The organism is Streptomyces sp. NPDC002055, from assembly GCF_040296705.1.
GTDB lineage: Bacteria > Actinomycetota > Actinomycetes > Streptomycetales > Streptomycetaceae > Streptomyces.
The window spans coordinates 1-18,770 of record NZ_JBEOXS010000026.1 but is presented as its reverse complement, the minus strand read 5'-3'; the positions used below and the strand labels follow the sequence as shown (position 1 = coordinate 18,770).

Below are 18,770 nucleotides of genomic sequence, written 5' to 3'. Positions count from 1 at the left end.
GCCGGGCCCCGGGCGGGACGGGTCCGTGACGCAGACGCTACCTTCCGCGCGCGCCCCCGTCCCGTGGGGGCCGTTCGGTGTGCCGGTATCGTTGCTGACGTTCGAGGGCTTCGTAGGGTCTTCCGTATCGCGGGAATCCCTTCGTTTGTACGACTCTACGACCCGGGAACCCCGCCAACCGCAGGGTCCCTCCCCCGATTGCCGGGAGGGCTGCCACGAAAGAGCTCCTTGTGTCCTCGCACCGTCCCCGCTCCGGACCGGCCCGGCTGGTCGTGCTCGTCTCCGGTTCCGGTACGAACCTCCAAGCCCTGCTCGACGCGATCGCGGCCGCCCCGCAGGGGTACGGCGCCGAGATCGTCGCGGTGGGAGCCGACCGCGACGACATCGCGGGCCTCGAACGTGCCGAGCGTGCGGGGATTCCGACCTTCGTGTGCCGGGTGAAGGACCACCCCACCCGTGCCGCGTGGGATCTGGCGCTGGCCGAGGCCACCGCCGCGCACGGCCCCGACCTGGTCGTCTCGGCGGGCTTCATGAAGATCGTGGGCAAGGAATTCCTCGCCCGGTTCGGCGGCCGGTTCGTCAATACGCACCCCGCCCTGCTGCCCAGCTTTCCCGGCGCCCACGGCGTCCGCGACGCGCTCGCGGCCGGCGTGAAGGTGACCGGGTGCACCGTCCACTTCGTCGACGACGGCGTCGACACCGGCCCGATCATCGCCCAGGGCGTGGTCGAGGTGCGGGACGAGGACGACGAAGCCGCTCTGCACGAGCGGATCAAGGAAGTCGAGCGAGCGCTGCTCGTCGATGTCGTGGGGCGCCTGGCCCGCCACGGCTACAGCATTGATGGACGAAAGGTACATGTCGGTGAATAACGAGGGATCTGTGACCGCCGAGGGAACGCAGCGGCCCATCCGTCGCGCGCTGATCAGCGTCTACGACAAGACCGGCCTGGAGGAGCTGGCCCAGGGCCTGCACGCGGCGGGCGTCGAGCTGGTCTCGACCGGTTCCACGGCCGGGCGGATCGCCGCCGCCGGGGTGCCCGTCACCAAGGTCGAGGAGCTCACCGGATTCCCCGAGTGCCTGGACGGCCGGGTGAAGACCCTGCACCCGCGCGTCCACGCGGGCATCCTCGCCGACCTGCGGCTGGACGCGCACCGCGCGCAGCTCGACGAGCTGGGCGTCGCCCCGTTCGAGCTGGTCGTGGTGAACCTCTACCCGTTCCGGGAGACCGTCGCCTCCGGCGCGAGCCCCGACGCGTGCGTCGAGCAGATCGACATCGGCGGCCCCTCCATGGTCCGCGCCGCCGCGAAGAACCACCCGTCGGTGGCCGTGGTGACCAGCCCCGAGCGGTACGCCGACGTGCTGGCCGCGGTCCGCGACGGCGGCTTCGGCCTCGCGGCGCGCAAGCGGCTGGCGGCCGAGGCCTTCCAGCACACCGCGGCCTACGACGTGGCCGTGGCCTCCTGGTTCACCGGCAGCTACGCCCCCGAGGAGGGCTCCGCGGGCCTGCCGGAGTTCGTCGCCGGCGCCTGGGAGCGCAAGAACGTCCTCCGCTACGGCGAGAACCCGCACCAGGCCGCAGCCCTCTACACCGACGGCACCCCCGAGGGCATCGCCAACGCCGAGCAGCTGCACGGCAAGGAGATGTCCTTCAACAACTACATCGACACCGAGGCCGCCCGCCGCGCCGCGTTCGACCACGACGAGCCCTGCGTCGCGATCATCAAGCACGCCAACCCGTGCGGCATCGCGATCGCCGGGGACGTGGCGCAGGCGCACCGCCGGGCCCACGAGTGCGACCCGCTCTCCGCGTTCGGCGGCGTCATCGCCGTCAACCGCCCGGTGAGCGTGGCGATGGCCGAGCAGGTCGCCGAGATCTTCACCGAGGTGATCGCGGCCCCCGGCTACGAGGACGGCGCCGTCGAGGTGCTCGCCCGCAAGAAGAACATCCGGGTGCTGCGGGTCGAGGGCACGCCGCTCCAGCCGGGCGACCTCAAGCCGGTCTCCGGCGGTGTGCTGGTCCAGCAGAGCGACGCCTTCCAGGCCGAGGGCGACGACCCGGCCAACTGGACGCTCGCCACCGGCGAGCCGCTGGACGCGGCGGGCCTGCGCGGGCTGGCCTTCGCCTGGCGCGCCTGCCGGGCCGTCAAGTCCAACGCCATCCTGCTCGCCAAGGACGGCGCGACCGTCGGCGTCGGCATGGGCCAGGTGAACCGGGTCGACTCGGCGAAGCTCGCCGTGGAGCGGGCCGGCGCCGAGCGGGCGGCCGGTTCCTACGCCGCCTCCGACGCTTTCTTCCCGTTCCCCGACGGGCTGGAGGTGCTGACGGCGGCGGGCGTCAAGGCCGTGGTCCAGCCCGGCGGGTCGGTCCGTGACGAGCAGGTCGTCGAGGCCGCGCGGAAGGCGGGCGTGACGATGTACTTCACGGGGACGCGCCACTTCTTCCACTAGGACGCCGCTTCCACCGGGACGCCGCTTCCACCAGGGCCCCGCTTCCACCGGGACACGCCCGGAAGCAGGACACGCCCGGGACACGGCCCCGAAGCAGGACACGGCCCAGAAGCAGGACACCGCCCGGGCGGCGGGCAGGAGCGCCGTCTCAGGAAGTCCGTTCCGGAAGCCGGTTCCGGAAGCTCGTGGAGAAGCCCCGGCCCGTCGGCCGGGGCTTCTCCTGTCCCGGCCGACGGGCCGCTCCGGTCTCCGTGCCCCGGTCCCCGCGCACTCGGCGCGGAGTCCGGGGCTCCCCCGGGAGACCCCCTCCCCGTCGGCCACGATCCTCGCCCCGTGCCGGGCGGTGCGGAACCTCGGATCTGCGAGGGTCACCGCTCCCCGCGCGGGGTGTACTCCTGGAGGTGGCGCGCCACCCGGTCCGCGTAGCCGCGGTTGCGTTCCGGTACCCCGCCCGCTTCGTTCACCCGGGCGAACGAGGTCCGGTACGCCACGGCCACCAGCACTTGGCGGTCGCCCCGCAGGCCGGGGTCCAGGCGCGGCGCGATCACGCACAGATAGCGGCCGACGGCCGGGATGGACACCTCGGGCGGGAACGGCGGCTCCGGCTCGCCCGTCGCGGGCACCTCGTCCGGCGGGAGGTAGGAGCCGAGGACCCGGGGGGTCCACCGGGCGATCCCGTACTCGTCGCGGGCCGGGTCGGAGAGGTCCGGGTCGAAGTCGCTCTCCGCCTTGAGCAGCGCGGCGATGAGCGCCGGGGTCACCTCCTCCCGGGTGCAGCGGTGCGCGGCGTCGACGATCAGCCTGCGGTACGCCACCGGTACGCCCGCGTCCGTCCGTAACTCCTCCCGGCCGTAGGCGGCACGGGCCGCCTTCCCGTCCGCCGCGGCCCCGCCGTCGCCCTCGCTCAGCACGCCCAGGCCGTAGCCGAGGGCCGTCACCGCGACCGTGGCCGCGGCGGCGGACGCCCCGATCAGGGCCCGGGAGCGGCGCGCGGCCGGTCCGGACAGCCGCCGGGCGAGCCGCTTCGGCAGCCGCGGGGAGCGGCCCACCCCGGCCAGCTCCTCCACCCGGCGCAGCACCGCGCGGGCCGGGTGCGCGGCGCGCTCCTCGTGGGTGCGGGCGAGGCAGTCGGCGATGAGCCGGCGCCACTCCGGCGACAGGCCGGGGGAGAGCCGCAGCTCCTCGGCGCCGCGGGCGTACCGCACGGTCGCGTCGCGGCGGGCGGGGACGGAGGCGCCGGGCATCGGCAGCGTCCCGGTCAGCACCAGATGCGCGACCACGCCGAACGCCCAGACGTCGGCGGTCGGCCGGATCTGCTGGCCGCGCTCGCCGACCTCCGACCAGAGCAGCTCCGGAGGCGTGTAATCCGGGGTGGAGAACGCCGGGGTGTACGCGTGGGTGCCCTCCAGCTCGGCGGCCAGATTGAAGTCGCCGAGCCGCACCTCGGAGCCCCGGGAGTCCGGGCGGTCCAGCAGCAGGACGTTGCCGGGCTTGAGGTCGCCGTGCACCCAGCCCGCCTGGTGCAGCTGCGCCAGCCCCTCGGCGATCTGCGCGAGCAGGGCCGGGCCGTCCGCCACCGGCCCGCCGCCGGCCCGCTCGACGACGGCGTCCAGCGACTCCCGGGCGCGCTCCAGGACGAGCACGGTGGCGCCGTCCAGCTCCGGGTGCTCCGGATCGTCGACGGTCAGCGCCTCGTACATCCGGATCAGCCGCGGGCGGCGCAGCCTGCGGTGCAGGTCCAGCTCGCGCCCGGCCAGCTCCGCGAGATGGCGCAGCTGGCGGGGCGTCCGGGTGCCGGTGGGAAGGAACTTGAGCGCCGCGGTCGTGGGCAGGTCCGGCGGTCCGGCACCGGCCGGTGCGCGGCGCCGGGCCGCGTACACGCTGCCGAACGCCCCGCCGGCCAGCGGCTCGCGCACCTCCCAGCCGCCGACCCGGTACCCCTTGGGCACCTGCACCGTGAACGGGCCGCCGCTCACCCGGCCTTCCCCTCGACGACGCCGAGCTGGTCCTCCCGCACCAGGTCGAAGCGGAGGGCGAGGGAGACCAGCGACTCCTTCTTGCCGTTCAGCCGGGTGCCGCCGCCCGGGGCCGAAGGAGCGCTCTCCGGCGGCGGCTTGAGGCGCAGCTTCACCGCGAGATAGTCGATGTTCCACTGCACGGTGGTGCGGTTCACCGCGGGCCACACCGGCTTCAGGCGCTCCACGACCTGTTCGACCGTCGGGAGCGGGGCGTGGGGTTCCCCGCGCAGCCGCGGCTCGCACAGCGCGGCGAGGACGAGGAAGTAGCGCTTGCCGCGGTCCAGCGGGAAGGGCAGGGCGGTGGGTTCGCCGCCGGTGCCCTCGCTGTTCTCCAGGTAGTCGTGGCGCGGGGCCCAGACGTCGAAGCCCACCAGGTCGTTGCCGGCGGGCAGGACGACACGGGAGAACTCGAAGGGGACGGGCGCGTCGACGCGCCCCGGGCCGATCTTGATGTGCTCCCCGGCGCCCTCGGGGTTCTCCACGACATAGGTCTGCCGGCGGCTGCGGTTGGTCAGCGTCCAGAACGTGGCCGTCGCGGTGATCTCACCGGCCGAACGGGACACCCCCGCATGGTCGATCGCCAGATACGGACCGTCGCCGGAGGGCCGTATGTCCGTGCGGCCGAAGCGGAGCGTCGCCCCGGGCTCCAGCCGCAGCTGGGAGTCCGGACCCCGGGATCCGTCGGGCACCACGATGACGCTGAACACCTACGTTCCTCCCGGCCTGAGGATCGGCGGCGTCCAGGCTACTGAGACGCAGATCACGCCGGCAACGCGGCGCGAGGGGCGCACCGCCTTCTGCGGTGCGCCCCTCGGGAGTGCGTGTGCTGCCGGCGGCGGCCCTCAGTAGCGAGGGCGGTTGAACCAGGCGGCACCGTCGGCCTTGGCCAGGAACACGATGACGAGAATGCTGAGGATCGTGTGGACCAGGCCCACCAGGATGAACGGGTAGATGCCGAGCACCGCGGTGATCGAGGCGAAGACGATGGCGGTGACGCGTATGCCGTTGCCGCCCTTGCCGAACTTCGCGCCGAGGAAGACGGCGAGCACGCCCCAGGCCAGGACCACCACGGCGAGGCCGTAGATGGCGCCCGTCGAGAAGTCGGCGAGCTGCTGGAACTGCACGTCGTCCTTGTACAGCGGGTCGTCCTGGGCCTTGCCCACCGCGACGGCGGTGAACATGAAGAGCGCGGCGCCGATCACCTGGAACGCGGCGATCACGAAGAGCAGGATCCGGGAGGCGGTCACGCCGCCCGGCATGCTCGTCGGAGCGCCGCCCGGGTAGCCGCCGTACCCCTGGCTGACCGGCGGGGCCTGCGGGTAGCCGTAGCCGGGCTGGCCGGGGGGCTGCTGCTGCGGGTAGCCGTAGTTCTGGCCCTGCTGGGGCTGGGCATACGGGTTGTTCGGGTCGGGATAGCTCATGACTTCCTCCGAGCGCTGGTACGGATGACAAGCGCGCACGGAGGTTGGATCCGTCAAGTGCAACAGCGGCCCGCCCCCGTAACGCCGCGATTCCGCACTATCGTCGTGCCCGTGTCAACAGATTGTCCAGCCAAGATCCTCAAAGGTGGCGAATCGGTAACCTTCATGAGACGGAAGCCCTGATTGGATCGACCGGACCCCGATCCGGGAGGATGGACCCATGACCGCCCAGATTCTCGACGGCAAGGCCACCGCAGCCGCGATCAAGTCCGAGCTCGCCGCCCGCGTGGAGGCCCTCCGGGCCCGTGGCATCACCCCGGGTCTCGGGACCCTGCTGGTCGGGGACGACCCGGGCAGCAAGTGGTACGTCGCGGGCAAGCACCGCGACTGCGCGCAGGTGGGCATCGCCTCCATCCAGCGGGAGCTGCCCGGGACGGCCACCCAGGACGAGATCGAGGCCGTGGTCCGGGAGCTCAACGAGGACCCGGCCTGCACTGGCTACATCGTCCAACTGCCGCTGCCCAAGGGCATCGACACCAACCGGGTCCTGGAGCTGATGGACCCGGCCAAGGACGCCGACGGGCTGCACCCCACCAACCTCGGCCGGCTGGTGCTGAACGAGCCGGGGCCGCTGCCCTGCACGCCCAACGGCATCATCACGCTGCTGCGCCGGCACGGTGTGGAGATCAACGGCGCCCATGTGGTGGTCGTCGGCCGCGGTGTGACCGTCGGCCGCTCGATCGGTCTGCTGCTCACCCGCAAGTCCGAGAACGCCACCGTCACCCTCTGCCACACCGGCACCCGTGACCTCTCCGCCCAGCTGCGCCAGGCGGACATCGTGGTCGCCGCCGCCGGTGCCACCCACATCGTGAAGCCGGAGGACGTGAAGCCGGGCGCCGCCGTGCTGGACGTGGGCGTGAGCCGGGACGAGGACGGCAAGATCGTCGGCGATGTGCACCCCGGCGTGGCGGACGTCGCCGCCTGGATCTCCCCGAACCCCGGCGGGGTCGGCCCGATGACCCGCGCCCTGCTGGTGCAGAACGTCGTCGAGGCGGCCGAACGGCATGCGCTCGCCGCAGGCTGACCGGGAAGGGGCGGTGGCAGCCATGGCTGAAGAGACCGGCCCGGACCGGACGTCCGGATCCGCCGACGCCGACGGCGCGGCGGCGGAGACCGCGCCGAACGAGACCGCGTTGAACGAAGCTGCGCCGAACGAGACCGTGCCGAACGAGGCTGCGGACGCCGCCGGGACGACGGACGGCGCCGCCACGGACGCGCAGGCCACGGACGCGCCCGACGCGAATGCTGCCGCCTCGGCCTCCGCCTCGGCGGGCGGCCCGGGCACGGACGGCGCGGCGGGCGACTCCGGTACGCGTACCGCTTCTGACGAGGTGCGCACTGGTCCTGACGACGCGCGCACCGGTTCTGACGCAGAGGCCGACGCCGAGACCGGTTCCGGTGCCGAGGCCGGCTCCGGTGCGGAGTCGGCGGACGCCGAGGGGGTCCGGCCCGCCCGCAGCCGCCGGTTCCCCCGGCTGACCCGGGACACCGCCCGGCCGGAGGGCGGCGGACGGGCCGCGTCCGGCGGGGCACCCGCCCCCGCGCGCCAGTGGCCGCTGCTCGCCGTCATCGGCGGGACCGCGGTCGGCCTGCTGGTCGTCGCGACCGACGCGGGCCGGGCGGGCACGCTCATCATCGGGCTCTCGCTGATCGCGGCCGCGGTGCTGCGGCGCGTCCTGCCGTCGGTGGGCATGCTGGCCGTGCGGTCGAAGTTCACCGACATGGCGACCTACGGCGGACTGGGCCTGGTCATCGTGCTGCTGGCGATGATGATTCAGCCCAGTCCCTGGCTGGACATCCCGTGGCTGGAGGACGTGGCGCACTTCTCCGTGGAGTGACGTCCCTCTGCGGTGACTTCCCCCTGCGGTGACTTCTCCCTGCGGTGGGTTCCCGTGGCCGGGCCGCCGTGAGTGAACCGCCGGTCCGGTGCCGGAGCGTTTCCGGCCGGGCACGTGCGGTGAATTCCGTGTGCAGCGATGAACCGAACAGCGGCGCCCGTCCTCTCCCCCGTGGGAGGACGGGCGCCGCTGCGTTTCCCAAGCGGAACCGGAATGCCGGCGTTCTCCAGGTGCCGGCCCGACGGGCCGACGGGCGCGGAGTCCGCTCCGGTAGCCCGGTGCCGCCCATAGAGGATCTTGGAACGAGCCCGGGGACTCAATGGGCCGTGGCGGCCTGTGGCACGGCGGTGACCGTTCCATCGAGGTGCTGCGCTTACGCAACAACTGTCACCCGGTTGCAACCGCGCACCCGCGAGCCAGTGCGACAATCGGAAGGACCGAGGGGCGCGTAGGGGGCGCAGTCCCGGTGCGCTTGTCCGCACGCCCCTCCGGAGGGAATTGACATCCCCGGTGATGCATCACCGTGTGCGGTCCCGGGCCAGAGCCTCGGGGGAGGGCTCACGGCGCCGGGAGGACACCAGCACGGCACGGGGGGAACAGGGGGAGGCACATGCCTCGTTGGAGGGCGCTGCCGGAAGAGCTCGATCCGCAGGTGCGGGAGTTCGCCGGCCAGCTCCGCAGGCTCGTCGACCGCAGTGGCTTGGGTATCGCCGCCGTGGCGGACCGGACCGGCTACAGCAGGACGTCGTGGGAGCGCTATCTCAACGGGAGGCTGCTGCCTCCCCAGCGCGCCGTGATCGCCTTCGCGGAGGTGACCGGGGCCAACTCCGGCCACCTGACCACGATGTGGGAGCTCGCGGAGCGTGCCTGGAGCCGTTCCGAGATGCGGCACGACGTGACGATGGAGGCGATCCGGGTCTCCCAGGCGCGGGCCGCGCTGGAGGAGTTCGAGGCGAAGGGCGGGAAGAAGCCCGGGCCGGGCAAGCGGGCCGCACCGCCGGTCCGTCGCGGCGGCGCCAAGGACACCGGCGGGCCGCAGTCGCCGGCCACGGCGGCCGGCCCTGGTGCCGACGGGCCGGGGGCCGTGTCGCCCACCGGGGCGGGTGGGGACGGGCGGCCGGGTGCCGTGGACGGTTTCGACCCCGTGACACCGCCGGAACGGCCGGACGGCGACGACCGGCCGCGCCGCTGGACGGCGCTGCTGGTCAGCGGTGTCGTGGGCGCCCTGCTGCTGGTCACCGCCGCCGTGCTTCTCTTCGGCCCCGGCTCCGGCGGCGACGAGGAGGTGCGGGCGGCCAAGCCCGCCCCGAAGCCGACCGTGTCGAAGACCCCGAAGCTGCCGGCCGGGGTGAAGTGCACCGGTGAAGCCTGCTCGGGCAAGGACCCGGAGACCATGGGCTGCGGCGGCAAGTACGCGAAGACGGTGGCCGACGCGACGGTCGGCACCGCGTTCATCGAGGTCCGGCACAGCACCGTCTGCGCGGCGTCGTGGGCCCGGATCACCCAGGCCGCTCCCGGTGACACGGTCAAGATCACTGCGGACGGGCAGGCGGAGAGCGACGCGGCGGGCCCGGGCACCGAGGCGTACACGCAGATGGTCGCGGCGGAGGCGCCGGACGGGGCCGAGGGGTGCATCCGGACGCAGGCCGGTCAGCAGGGCTGCGCGCAGCCGCGCACCGGCTGACCGCGCGTTCTGCGCCTTCCGCCCCTGCCGGCCGCCGGCTCTCGTGGGCGGCCGGACCGGCCGCCCACGGGAGACGTCGGCCGCCGGCCGGGCCCCTCGGCCGCGGGACCCTACGGCTGCCGACCCCGCCGCCCACCGGACCCGCCGACCCCCGAATGTGCCGCCGGTCGCCCCCGCCGCCCGCCGGACCTGCCCGTTCCCGAGTGGGAAGGGTGCGGAGGGCGGCCCCGCCGGCCGGGCCGCGTGGGCGGAGGGAGGGGTTCCGCGGGCCCGTGCCCATAGGGGCGGATCCGGCCATCGATCCGGCTGAAATTCGTAGGCATGGCCCTGGGGGAGGGGGGAAGGCGTTCGGCACCCCCCACGGGTACGGTCCACCCCCCGGCGGCCGCTCGCCATCCCCCCCTCAGGGCGAGCGGCCGCCACCCCTTTGCGGGGAGGCCGGCCGCTGGGCAGGAGGCCGCCCGTGCCGGAGGCCGGGGCTCGGGTGAGCCCGCGGGGGCTCCGGTGAGCCGCACCACACGGGCCCGGGGGTTCGTGGAGGGCCGCGCAGGATAGCCTGACGGGCGGGTCTCCCGCAGTACCCAAGAAGGCTGACGCCGGGCCGGAGACCCACCACACAGGGCAGGGACACCCACCGCCAGGTTCGCAAGCAGGAGATCGCCATGACCCGCACTCCCGTCAATGTCACCGTCACCGGCGCCGCCGGCCAGATCGGCTACGCGCTGCTCTTCCGCATCGCCTCCGGTCACCTCCTCGGCGCGGACGTGCCGGTCAAGCTCCGCCTGCTGGAGATCCCGCAGGGGCTGAAGGCCGCCGAGGGCACCGCCATGGAGCTCGACGACTGCGCGTTCCCGCTGCTCCAGGACATCGAGATCACCGACGACCCGAACGTGGGCTTCGCCGGTGCGAACGTCGCCCTGCTGGTCGGCGCCCGCCCCCGCACCAAGGGCATGGAGCGCGGTGACCTGCTCGAGGCCAACGGCGGCATCTTCAAGCCGCAGGGCAAGGCCATCAACGACCACGCCGCGGACGACATCAAGGTGCTCGTCGTCGGCAACCCGGCCAACACCAACGCGCTGATCGCCCAGGCCGCCGCCCCGGACGTGCCGGCCGAGCGCTTCACCGCGATGACCCGCCTGGACCACAACCGTGCGCTGTCCCAGCTCTCGAAGAAGACCGGTGTCCCGGTCTCCGAGATCCGGAAGCTCACGATCTGGGGCAACCACTCGGCCACCCAGTACCCGGACATCTTCCACGCCGAGGTCGCGGGCAAGAACGCCGCCGAGGTCGTGAACGACGAGCAGTGGCTGGCCGACAGCTTCATTCCGACCGTGGCCAAGCGCGGCGCCGCGATCATCGAGGCCCGGGGCGCGTCCTCGGCCGCCTCCGCCGCCAACGCCGCCATCGACCACGTCCACACCTGGGTCAACGGCACCGCCGAGGGCGACTGGACCTCCATGGGCATCCCGTCGGACGGCTCCTACGGCGTCCCGGAGGGCCTCATCTCCTCCTTCCCGGTCACCACCAAGGACGGGAAGTACGAGATCGTGCAGGGCCTGGAGATCAGCGACTTCTCCCGGACCCGCATCGACGCCTCGGTGGCGGAGCTCGCCGAGGAGCGCGACGCCGTCCGCGGTCTCGGCCTGATCTGATCCGCACCACCGCGCCCGCCCCGGCGCACCCGAAGCGCCCCCGGACGGCACCGCCGCCGGGGGCGCTTCGGCGTTGTGGCCCGCCTCACTCCTGACGATGTGTGGGTGGTCACAACCCATGTCCAGAGTTGGGTGGTTATGAGAGTCTCCGGGTGGGCGGTTCCTCAGCCGCCACGTGAGACAGGCCACTTAGCGTTAACCTTTAGGCATACGTTTTTGAGTTCGGGATAGGGGTCCCTGCTGCTGGGTTGCACCCAGCGCGGAACATTTCAGGCAGGGAAGGCAGAACTCAACGTGTCGGCAACTGAGACGATCCACGTAGACGGCGTGTGGCGCGCCGCCGCATCCGGTGCCACCCGCGAGGTCCTCGACCCCGCCGACGCCAAGACTCTGGCGCTGGTGGCCGAGGCCGGCGCGGACGACACCGAAGCGGCCATCGCCGCCGCCCGGCGTGCCTTCGACTCCGGCCCCTGGCCGCACACCCCCGTCGCCGACCGCGCCGCGCTGCTGCGCCGCGTCGCCGACCTGCTCCAGCGGGACCGCGAGGACATCGCGCTCATCGAGAGCCGGGACACCGGCAAGACCCTGGAGGAGGGCCGGGTCGACGTCGACGACGTGACCAACGCCTTCCGTTACTTCGCGGACCTCGTGATGAACGAGAGCGGCGGCCGGGTCGTGGACGCCGGTTCCCCCGAGGTGCACAGCGTCGTCGTGCACGAGCCGGTGGGCGTCTGCGCGATGATCACCCCCTGGAACTACCCGCTGCTCCAGGCCAGCTGGAAGGTGGCCCCGGCCCTCGCCGCGGGCAACACCTTCGTGCTCAAGCCCAGCGAGGTCACCCCGCTGTCCACCGTCCACCTGGTGAAGCTGCTTCTCGAGGCGGGCCTGCCGAACGGTGTCGCCAACCTGGTCACCGGCGCGGGCGACCCGGTCGGCGCCCGGCTCTCCGACCACCCGGACGTCGACCTCGTCTCCTTCACCGGCGGCCTCGCCAGCGGCACCAAGGTCATGCAGGCCGCGGCGCCCTCGGTGAAGAAGGTGGCCCTGGAGCTGGGCGGCAAGAACCCCAACGTCGTCTTCGCCGACGCGTGCGCGACCGAGGAGGGCTTCGACACCGCCGTGGACCAGGCCCTCAACGCGGCCTTCATCCACAGCGGCCAGGTGTGCTCCGCCGGTGCCCGGCTGATCATCGAGGAGTCGGTGCGCGACCGGTTCGTCGCCGAGCTCGCCCGCCGGGCCGAGAAGATCAAGCTCGGCCGCGGCACCGAGGACGGCGTCGAGTGCGGCCCGCTCGTCTCCGCGCAGCAGCTCGCCAAGGTCGAGGCGTACGTCGCCTCCGCCCGCGAGGAGGGCGCGGTGGTGCGCTGCGGCGGCAACCGCCCCGAGCCGACCGAGGTGCGCCCCGCCACCGGCTACTTCTACGAGCCGACCGTCCTGGACTACTGCCACGGCGAGATGCGGGTGGTGCGCGAGGAGACCTTCGGGCCCATCCTCACCGTGGAGACCTTCCACACCGAGGACGACGCCGTCGCCCTGGCCAACGACACCGAGTACGGCCTCGCGGGCGCCGTGTGGACCTCCGACGCGGGCCGTGCGCGGCGTGTCGCCGGACGGCTCCGGCACGGCACCGTGTGGATCAACGACTACCACCCGTACCTCCCGCAGGCCGAGTGGGGCGGCTTCGGCAAGTCCGGCATCGGCCGTGAGCTGGGCCCGGCCGGGCTGGCGGAGTACCGCGAGTCCAAGCACGTGTACCAGAACCTGAACCCGCGCCCCGTGCGCTGGTTCTCGGGCTGACCGCCCGACTGTTCGCAGCACCGCGCATCACGCACGCACTTTGCAGAGGAGCACAACCCCTTGACTGTTTACGACTACGTCGTGGTCGGCGGCGGCACGGCGGGATCGGTGATCGCCTCCCGCCTCACCGAGAACCCGGATGTCACCGTCGCCGTGATCGAGGGCGGCCCGTCCGACGTCGACCGTCCCGACGTCCTCACCCTGCGGCGCTGGCTCGGCCTGCTCGGTGGGGACCTGGACTACGACTACCCCACCACGGAGCAGCCGCGCGGCAACTCCCACATCCGGCACAGCCGCGCCAAGGTGCTCGGCGGCTGCTCCTCGCACAACACCCTGATCAGCTTCAAGCCGCTGCCCGGTGACTGGGACGAGTGGGCCGAGGCCGGGGCCGACGGCTGGGACGCGGCGTCCATGGACCCGTTCTTCCACAAGCTGCGGAACAACATCGTCGCCGTCGACGAGAACGACCGGAACGCCATCGCCCGGGACTTCGTCGACGCCGCGCAGGCCGCGCTCGACGTCCCCCGCGTGGAGGGCTTCAACAAGAAGCCGTTCCACGAGGGGGTCGGCTTCTTCGACCTGGCCTACCACCCGGAGAACAACAAGCGGTCCTCCGCCTCCGTGGCCTACCTCCACCCGCACATGGAGGCCGGCGACCGCCCCAACCTCCACCTGCTGCTGGAGACCTGGGCGTACAAGCTGGAGCTGGACGGCTCGCGCGCCACCGGCGTCCACGTCCGCTCCAAGGACGGCGCGGAAGAGCTGATCGAGGCCCGCCGCGAGGTGCTGGTCTGCGCCGGCGCGGTGGACACCCCCCGGCTGCTGATGCACTCCGGCATCGGGCCGCGGAAGGACCTGGAGGCGCTGGGGATCCCGGTCTCGGTCGACCTGCCGGGCGTCGGCGAGAACCTGCTCGACCACCCCGAGTCGGTCATCGTCTGGGAGACCGACGGGCCCATCCCGGAGAACTCCGCGATGGACTCGGACGCCGGGCTCTTCGTGCGCCGCGACCCCGAGTCGCGCGGGCCGGACCTGATGTTCCACTTCTACCAGATCCCGTTCACCGACAACCCGGAGCGGCTGGGCTACGAGAAGCCCGAGCACGGCGTGTCGATGACCCCGAACATCCCCAAGCCGCGCAGCCGCGGCCGGCTGTACCTGACCAGCGCCGACCCCGAGGTCAAGCCCGCGCTGGACTTCCGGTACTTCACCGACGAGGACGACTACGACGGCCGCACGCTGGTCGACGGCATCAAGATCGCCCGTGAGGTCGCGAAGACCGAGCCGTTCGCCCACTGGCTGAAGCGCGAGGTCTGCCCCGGCCCGGAGGTCACCTCCGACGAGGAGATCAGCAGTTACGCCCGCAAGGTCGCCCACACCGTCTACCACCCGGCGGGCACCTGCCGGATGGGCGCGGTCGGCGACGACCAGGCCGTCGTCGGCCCCGACTTGAAGATTCGCGGCCTCGACGGCATCCGCATCGCCGACGCCTCCGTCTTCCCCACGATGCCCGCCGTCAACCCGATGATCGGGGTCCTGATGGTCGGGGAGAAGTGCGCCGAATTGCTCCAGCAGACCACACCGGGAGGTGATGCGTGATGAGTACGACCACTGAGCCGGTGTTCTCCGTCCGCAACCTGTGGAAAGTCTTCGGTCCCAAGGCCGGCCGGATACCCGGCAGCCCCGAGGCCGAGCTGTCCGCCGAGGAACTGCGCCAGAAGACCGGCTGTACCGTCGCCGTCCGCGACGTCTCCTTCGACGTCCGCAAGGGCGAGGTCTTCGTCGTCATGGGCCTCTCCGGCTCCGGCAAGTCCACGCTCGTCCGGTGTCTGACCCGGCTCATCGAGCCCACCAGCGGCGAACTGGCCATCGACGGCGAGGACGTGCTGGGCATGGACTCCGGGCGGCTGCGCGAACTGCGCCGCCACCGCGCCGCCATGGTCTTCCAGCACTTCGGCCTGCTGCCGCACCGCACCGTCCTCGACAACGTCGCCTACGGCCTGGAGATCCAGGGCGTGAAGAAGGCCGAACGACGCGCCCGGGCCGCCGAGATGGTGGAGAAGGTCGGCCTCGCCGGCTTCGAGCAGCGCCGCCCCAGCCAGCTCTCCGGCGGCCAGCAGCAGCGCGTCGGCCTGGCCCGCGCCCTCACCGTCGACCCCGAGGTGCTCCTCTTCGACGAGCCGTTCAGCGCCCTCGACCCGCTCATCCGCCGCGACATGCAGGAAGAGGTCATCCGCCTGCACCGCGAGGAGGGCCGGACGATGGTCTTCATCACCCACGACCTCAGCGAGGCGCTGCGCCTGGGCGACCGGATCGCGCTGATGCGCGACGGCGAGATCGTCCAGCTGGGCACCCCCGAGGAGATCGTGGGCTCCCCGGCCGACGACTACGTCCGGGAGTTCGTCCGCGACGTGGCCCGCGAGCAGGTCATCACCGTCCGCAGCGCGATGCGCCCGCTGGACGCCGGTGAGTCCGTGACCGGTCCCGCGCTCGCCCCCAGCGCCACCGTCTCCCAGGCCATCGCGGCCGTCGCCCGCTCCGGCGACCCGGCCGCCCGGGTCATGTCCGACGGCAAGCTGCTCGGCATCGTCGACCACGAGCGCCTGCTCGGCGTCGTCGCCGGCACCGAGGGCGAACCGGAAGGCGAGGAGGTGCCGGTCTGATGGCCACCGTCACCGCCGCCGAGAGCGCCGGCCCGATCCGGCCGCTCTCCGCTCTCCTCCGCAACCGCGCCCTCGGCAAGCTGCTGCTGCTCGCCGTCGCCGCGGCTGTGCTGGTGCCCCTCGCCGACGCGCAGTGGGCGTCGGGCCTGTGGCCCAAGGCACTCACCGTCGACCTGACCGAGCCGCTCGGCAAGGCCAGCGACTGGATCAGCGACAACCGCGACAGCCACCCGCTGTTCCTGTACTTCTTCGGGCACATCAGCAACGCCGTCGTGCTCTCCGTACGCGGGGTCTACCTGCTGCTGCTCGCCCTCGGCTGGGCCGGGGTCACGGCCGCCGCCGGGCTGATCGCCTGGCGTCTGGCGGGCATCCGTCTCGCGCTCACCGCCCTGGCCTCCATCGTGGTGTGCGGCCTGCTCGGCATGTGGGTGCCGACCATGCAGACCCTCGCGCTGATGGTCGTGGCGGTCGCCTTCTCCGTCATCCTGGGCGGACTGCTCGGCCTCGCCGCCGGGCTCTCCGAGCGGATGTACCGCGGGCTGCGGCCCGTGCTGGACACCATGCAGGTGCTGCCCGCCTACTCGTACCTGCTCCCCATGGGGATGGTCTTCGGCAACGGCGTGCCGGCCGCGGTCATCGCGACCGTCATCTACGCGGTGCCGCCGATCACCCGGCTCACCGCCCTGGGCCTGCGCAACGCCGACGCCGGGGTCATGGAGGCCGTCGCCTCCCTCGGCGCCACCGGCCGGCAGCGGCTGCTGACCGCCCGGCTGCCGCTCTCCCGCAAGGAGCTGCTGCTCGGCGTCAACCAGACGATCATGATGGCGCTGTCCATGGCCGTCATCGCCTCCGTCATCGGCGCGGGCGGTCTCGGCGACCGCGTCTACCAGGCCCTGTCCTCGGTGGACGTCGGCGCCGCGCTCGCCGCGGGCATCCCGATCGTGCTGCTCGCCGTCGTCCTCGACCGGACGACGGGCGCGGCCGGTGAGCGGATCGGCGCCGAGCCGACCGGCTCCCCGCTGCTGCGCGGCTGGCGCGGCTGGACCGCCGTCGCCGCCGTCACCGCGGTCCTCGCCCTCGCCGCGCGCCTGTCGGGCAGCCTCACCTGGCCGGAGAGCTGGACCGTCGCCATCGCCGAGCCGGTCAACACGGCCAAGGACTGGATGGTCGACCACATCTACACCGGTGTGCCGGTCGTCGGCGGTACCGCCGACTGGGCCGGGCACTTCACCTCGTGGATCCTCGACCCGCTGCGCAGCGGCCTCCAGGGCATGCCCTGGTGGCTGGTGCTGCTGGTCGTGGCCGCGCTGGCCTGGCTGATCGGCACCTGGCGCACCGCGCTGACCGCCGTTCTCGCCATGGCCACCATCGGCGTCCTCGGCGTGTGGAAGCCCTCGCTGGACACGCTGTCCCAGGTGCTGGCCTCGGTGGCGGTCACGCTGGTGCTCGGCTTCGCCATCGGTATCGCCGCGGCCCGCAGCGCCCGGGTGGAGAAGCTGCTGCGACCCGTGCTGGACGTCTTCCAGACCATGCCGCAGTTCGTGTACCTGATCCCGGTCGTGGCGCTGTTCATGGTCGGCCGTGCCCCGGCGGCGGCGGCAGCCATCGTCTACGCGCTGCCCGCCGTCATCCGCATCACCACCACGGGGCTCCGTCAGGTCGACCCGGCCGCCCTGGAGTCCGCCCGGTCCATGGGCGCCACCAGCCTCCAGCAACTGCGCCAGGTCCAGCTGCCGCTGGCCCGCCCGGCGCTGCTGCTCGCCGTCAACCAGGGCGTCGTCCTGGTCCTCGCGGTCGTCGTCATCGGCGGACTCGTCGGCGGCGGTGCGCTCGGCTACGACGTGGTGGCGGGCATCGCGCGCGGTGAGCTGGCCACCGGCCTGGTCGCCGGCGCCGCGATCGTCTGCCTCGGGCTGATGCTCGACCGCGTCACCCAGCCCACGGAACGCCGGAAGGGGGCCTGACATGGCTCGGATACGTATGCGGACGAAGCTGCTCGCCGCTCTCGCCTCCGGTGCCGCCCTGCTCGGTGCGAGCGGCTGCGGCGCGGCGGACATGACCAAGCAGGGGTCGCCGTACGCCAACGCCGAGGGTGCGAAGAGCGTGACGCTCTCGGTCCAGTCCTGGGTCGGTGCGCAGGCGAATGTCGCGGTGGCGAAGTACCTGCTCGAGAACCAGCTGGACTACCGCGTGGACACCGTCCAGGTCGACGAGATCCCCGCCTGGGACGCGCTCGGCCAGGGCCGGGTGGACGCGATCCTGGAGGACTGGGGCCACCCGGAGCAGGAACAGCGGTACATCAAGGACAAGAAGACGATCACCGCCGGCGGTGATCTGGGGGTGACCGGCCACATCGGCTGGTTCGTGCCCAAGTACTTCGCGGACAAGCACCCGGACGTCACCGACTGGAAGAACCTCAACAAGTACGCGGACCAGTTGAAGACCCCGGAGAGCGGCGGCAAGGGCCAGCTGCTCGACGGTTCGCCGTCGTACGTCACCAACGACAAGGCGCTGGTGAAGAACCTCCACCTGAACTACCAGGTGGTGTTCTCCGGCTCCGAGGCGGCGCAGATCACCCAGATCAAGCAGTTCGCCAAGCAGAAGAAGCCGTTCCTGACGTACTGGTACGAGCCGCAGTGGCTGTTCAACCAGGTGCCGATGGTCGAGGTGAAGCTGCCGAAGTACACGGACAAGTGCGGTGCGAAGGACCCCGAGGCCATCGACTGCGCGTATCCGAAGACTCCGCTGCAGAAGAACTTCAACACCGACTTCGCGAAGAAGGGCGGCAAGGCCGCCGAGTTCCTCAAGAAGTTCCACTGGTCCAAGGACGACCAGAACGAGGTGTCGGAGATGATCGCCGCCGACAAGCTGGCTCCCGAGGAGGCGGCCGAGCGGTGGGTCAAGAAGCACCCGGATGTCTGGAAGGCCTGGATGCCGTAGGGGTGTAGCAGGCTTGCAGCGCCCGCGGCGGAACGTTTTTCGTTCCGTGGCGGGCGCTGCTGCTGTTTCGGGGGGTTACGGGGGTGCGGGGTGCGGGGTGCGGGGTGCCTTGCCGGGCCGGGGTTCGGGCGCGGGTGCTGCGTGGGCGGGCGGGTGACGGGGCCTCCGGGGTGGGGGGTTCCGGAACGTATATTTACGGCCCTCGGGCGGCCTCCTTGCTCCAATTCTTATACCGGTATTAGTATCACG

At 72.4% G+C, this 18,770-nt stretch carries 14 protein-coding genes; 11 read left to right on the top strand and 3 right to left on the bottom strand.

Annotated features, from left to right (window positions below; all coding sequences use genetic code 11):
* The first annotated feature begins 230 nt into the window (after positions 1-230).
* Positions 231-869, top strand: a complete 639-nt coding sequence (gene purN, locus ABT112_RS17915) for a phosphoribosylglycinamide formyltransferase (RefSeq protein WP_351510616.1) — start codon at positions 231-233, stop codon at positions 867-869.
* Positions 856-2,448 (top strand): bifunctional phosphoribosylaminoimidazolecarboxamide formyltransferase/IMP cyclohydrolase, encoded by a 1,593-nt coding sequence (gene purH, locus ABT112_RS17910; RefSeq protein WP_351510614.1) that lies wholly within the window; start codon positions 856-858, stop codon positions 2,446-2,448. The genes purN and purH overlap by 14 nt, the downstream gene beginning before the upstream one ends.
* A gap of 368 nt (positions 2,449-2,816) precedes the next feature.
* Here the strand turns inward: purH and ABT112_RS17905 are convergent, their stop codons facing one another.
* From ABT112_RS17905 to ABT112_RS17895, 3 genes are all read right to left on the bottom strand, one after another.
* Positions 2,817-4,424, bottom strand: a complete 1,608-nt coding sequence (locus tag ABT112_RS17905; protein WP_351510612.1) for a serine/threonine protein kinase — start codon at positions 4,422-4,424, stop codon at positions 2,817-2,819.
* Positions 4,421-5,173: an FHA domain-containing protein gene (locus ABT112_RS17900; protein WP_351510611.1), complete on the bottom strand. Its 753-nt coding sequence runs from the start codon at positions 5,171-5,173 to the stop codon at positions 4,421-4,423. The genes ABT112_RS17905 and ABT112_RS17900 overlap by 4 nt, the downstream gene beginning before the upstream one ends.
* 135 nt (positions 5,174-5,308) lie before the next feature.
* The gene (locus tag ABT112_RS17895) at positions 5,309-5,887 is read right to left on the bottom strand and encodes a hypothetical protein (RefSeq protein WP_351510609.1); all 579 of its coding nucleotides are present in this window, start codon (positions 5,885-5,887) and stop codon (positions 5,309-5,311) included.
* Positions 5,888-6,107: 220 nt separating this feature from the next.
* Here ABT112_RS17895 and ABT112_RS17890 point away from each other — a divergent pair, with 220 nt between their 5' ends.
* The 9 genes from ABT112_RS17890 (at position 6,108) to ABT112_RS17850 (ending at position 18,521) form a co-directional block, all read left to right on the top strand.
* Positions 6,108-6,971, top strand: a complete 864-nt coding sequence (locus ABT112_RS17890) for a bifunctional methylenetetrahydrofolate dehydrogenase/methenyltetrahydrofolate cyclohydrolase (protein ID WP_351510608.1) — start codon at positions 6,108-6,110, stop codon at positions 6,969-6,971.
* A 22-nt stretch (positions 6,972-6,993) separates the two neighbouring features.
* A complete protein-coding gene (locus ABT112_RS17885; protein ID WP_351510606.1) occupies positions 6,994-7,785 on the top strand; it encodes a DUF3017 domain-containing protein in 792 nt (263 codons plus the stop codon).
* A 610-nt stretch (positions 7,786-8,395) separates the two neighbouring features.
* On the top strand, positions 8,396-9,469 hold the full coding sequence (locus ABT112_RS17880; RefSeq protein ID WP_351510604.1) for a helix-turn-helix domain-containing protein: 1,074 nt from the start codon (positions 8,396-8,398) through the stop codon (positions 9,467-9,469).
* Positions 9,470-10,131: 662 nt separating this feature from the next.
* Positions 10,132-11,121, top strand: coding sequence for a malate dehydrogenase (locus tag ABT112_RS17875; RefSeq protein WP_351510602.1), 990 nt, complete (start codon positions 10,132-10,134; stop codon positions 11,119-11,121).
* Positions 11,122-11,415: 294 nt separating this feature from the next.
* On the top strand, positions 11,416-12,918 hold the full coding sequence (locus ABT112_RS17870; RefSeq protein ID WP_351510600.1) for an aldehyde dehydrogenase family protein: 1,503 nt from the start codon (positions 11,416-11,418) through the stop codon (positions 12,916-12,918).
* A gap of 60 nt (positions 12,919-12,978) precedes the next feature.
* The gene (locus tag ABT112_RS17865) at positions 12,979-14,517 is read left to right on the top strand and encodes a GMC family oxidoreductase (protein WP_351510598.1); all 1,539 of its coding nucleotides are present in this window, start codon (positions 12,979-12,981) and stop codon (positions 14,515-14,517) included.
* Positions 14,517-15,581: a quaternary amine ABC transporter ATP-binding protein gene (locus ABT112_RS17860; protein WP_351510597.1), complete on the top strand. Its 1,065-nt coding sequence runs from the start codon at positions 14,517-14,519 to the stop codon at positions 15,579-15,581. Before ABT112_RS17865 ends, ABT112_RS17860 begins: the two co-directional genes overlap by 1 nt.
* The gene (locus ABT112_RS17855; RefSeq protein WP_351510595.1) at positions 15,581-17,545 is read left to right on the top strand and encodes an ABC transporter permease; all 1,965 of its coding nucleotides are present in this window, start codon (positions 15,581-15,583) and stop codon (positions 17,543-17,545) included. The genes ABT112_RS17860 and ABT112_RS17855 overlap by 1 nt, the downstream gene beginning before the upstream one ends.
* A 1-nt stretch (position 17,546) precedes the next feature.
* A complete protein-coding gene (locus ABT112_RS17850) occupies positions 17,547-18,521 on the top strand; it encodes an ABC transporter substrate-binding protein (RefSeq protein ID WP_351510593.1) in 975 nt (324 codons plus the stop codon).
* Positions 18,522-18,770: the final 249 nt, after the last annotated feature.

Excerpts from the sequence above, each read along its gene's own strand:
- purH (WP_351510614.1), top strand. The coding sequence starts at position 856 with ATGTCGGTGAATAACGAGGGATCTGTGACCGCCGAGGGAACGCAGCGG.
- ABT112_RS17880 (WP_351510604.1), top strand. The coding sequence starts at position 8,396 with ATGCCTCGTTGGAGGGCGCTGCCGGAAGAGCTCGATCCGCAGGTGCGG.
- ABT112_RS17850 (WP_351510593.1), top strand. The coding sequence starts at position 17,547 with ATGGCTCGGATACGTATGCGGACGAAGCTGCTCGCCGCTCTCGCCTCC.
- ABT112_RS17860 (WP_351510597.1), top strand. The coding sequence starts at position 14,517 with ATGAGTACGACCACTGAGCCGGTGTTCTCCGTCCGCAACCTGTGGAAA.
- ABT112_RS17885 (WP_351510606.1), top strand. The coding sequence starts at position 6,994 with ATGGCTGAAGAGACCGGCCCGGACCGGACGTCCGGATCCGCCGACGCC.
- ABT112_RS17890 (WP_351510608.1), top strand. The coding sequence starts at position 6,108 with ATGACCGCCCAGATTCTCGACGGCAAGGCCACCGCAGCCGCGATCAAG.
- ABT112_RS17855 (WP_351510595.1), top strand. The coding sequence starts at position 15,581 with ATGGCCACCGTCACCGCCGCCGAGAGCGCCGGCCCGATCCGGCCGCTC.
- ABT112_RS17895 (WP_351510609.1), bottom strand. The coding sequence starts at position 5,887 with ATGAGCTATCCCGACCCGAACAACCCGTATGCCCAGCCCCAGCAGGGC.
- ABT112_RS17875 (WP_351510602.1), top strand. The coding sequence starts at position 10,132 with ATGACCCGCACTCCCGTCAATGTCACCGTCACCGGCGCCGCCGGCCAG.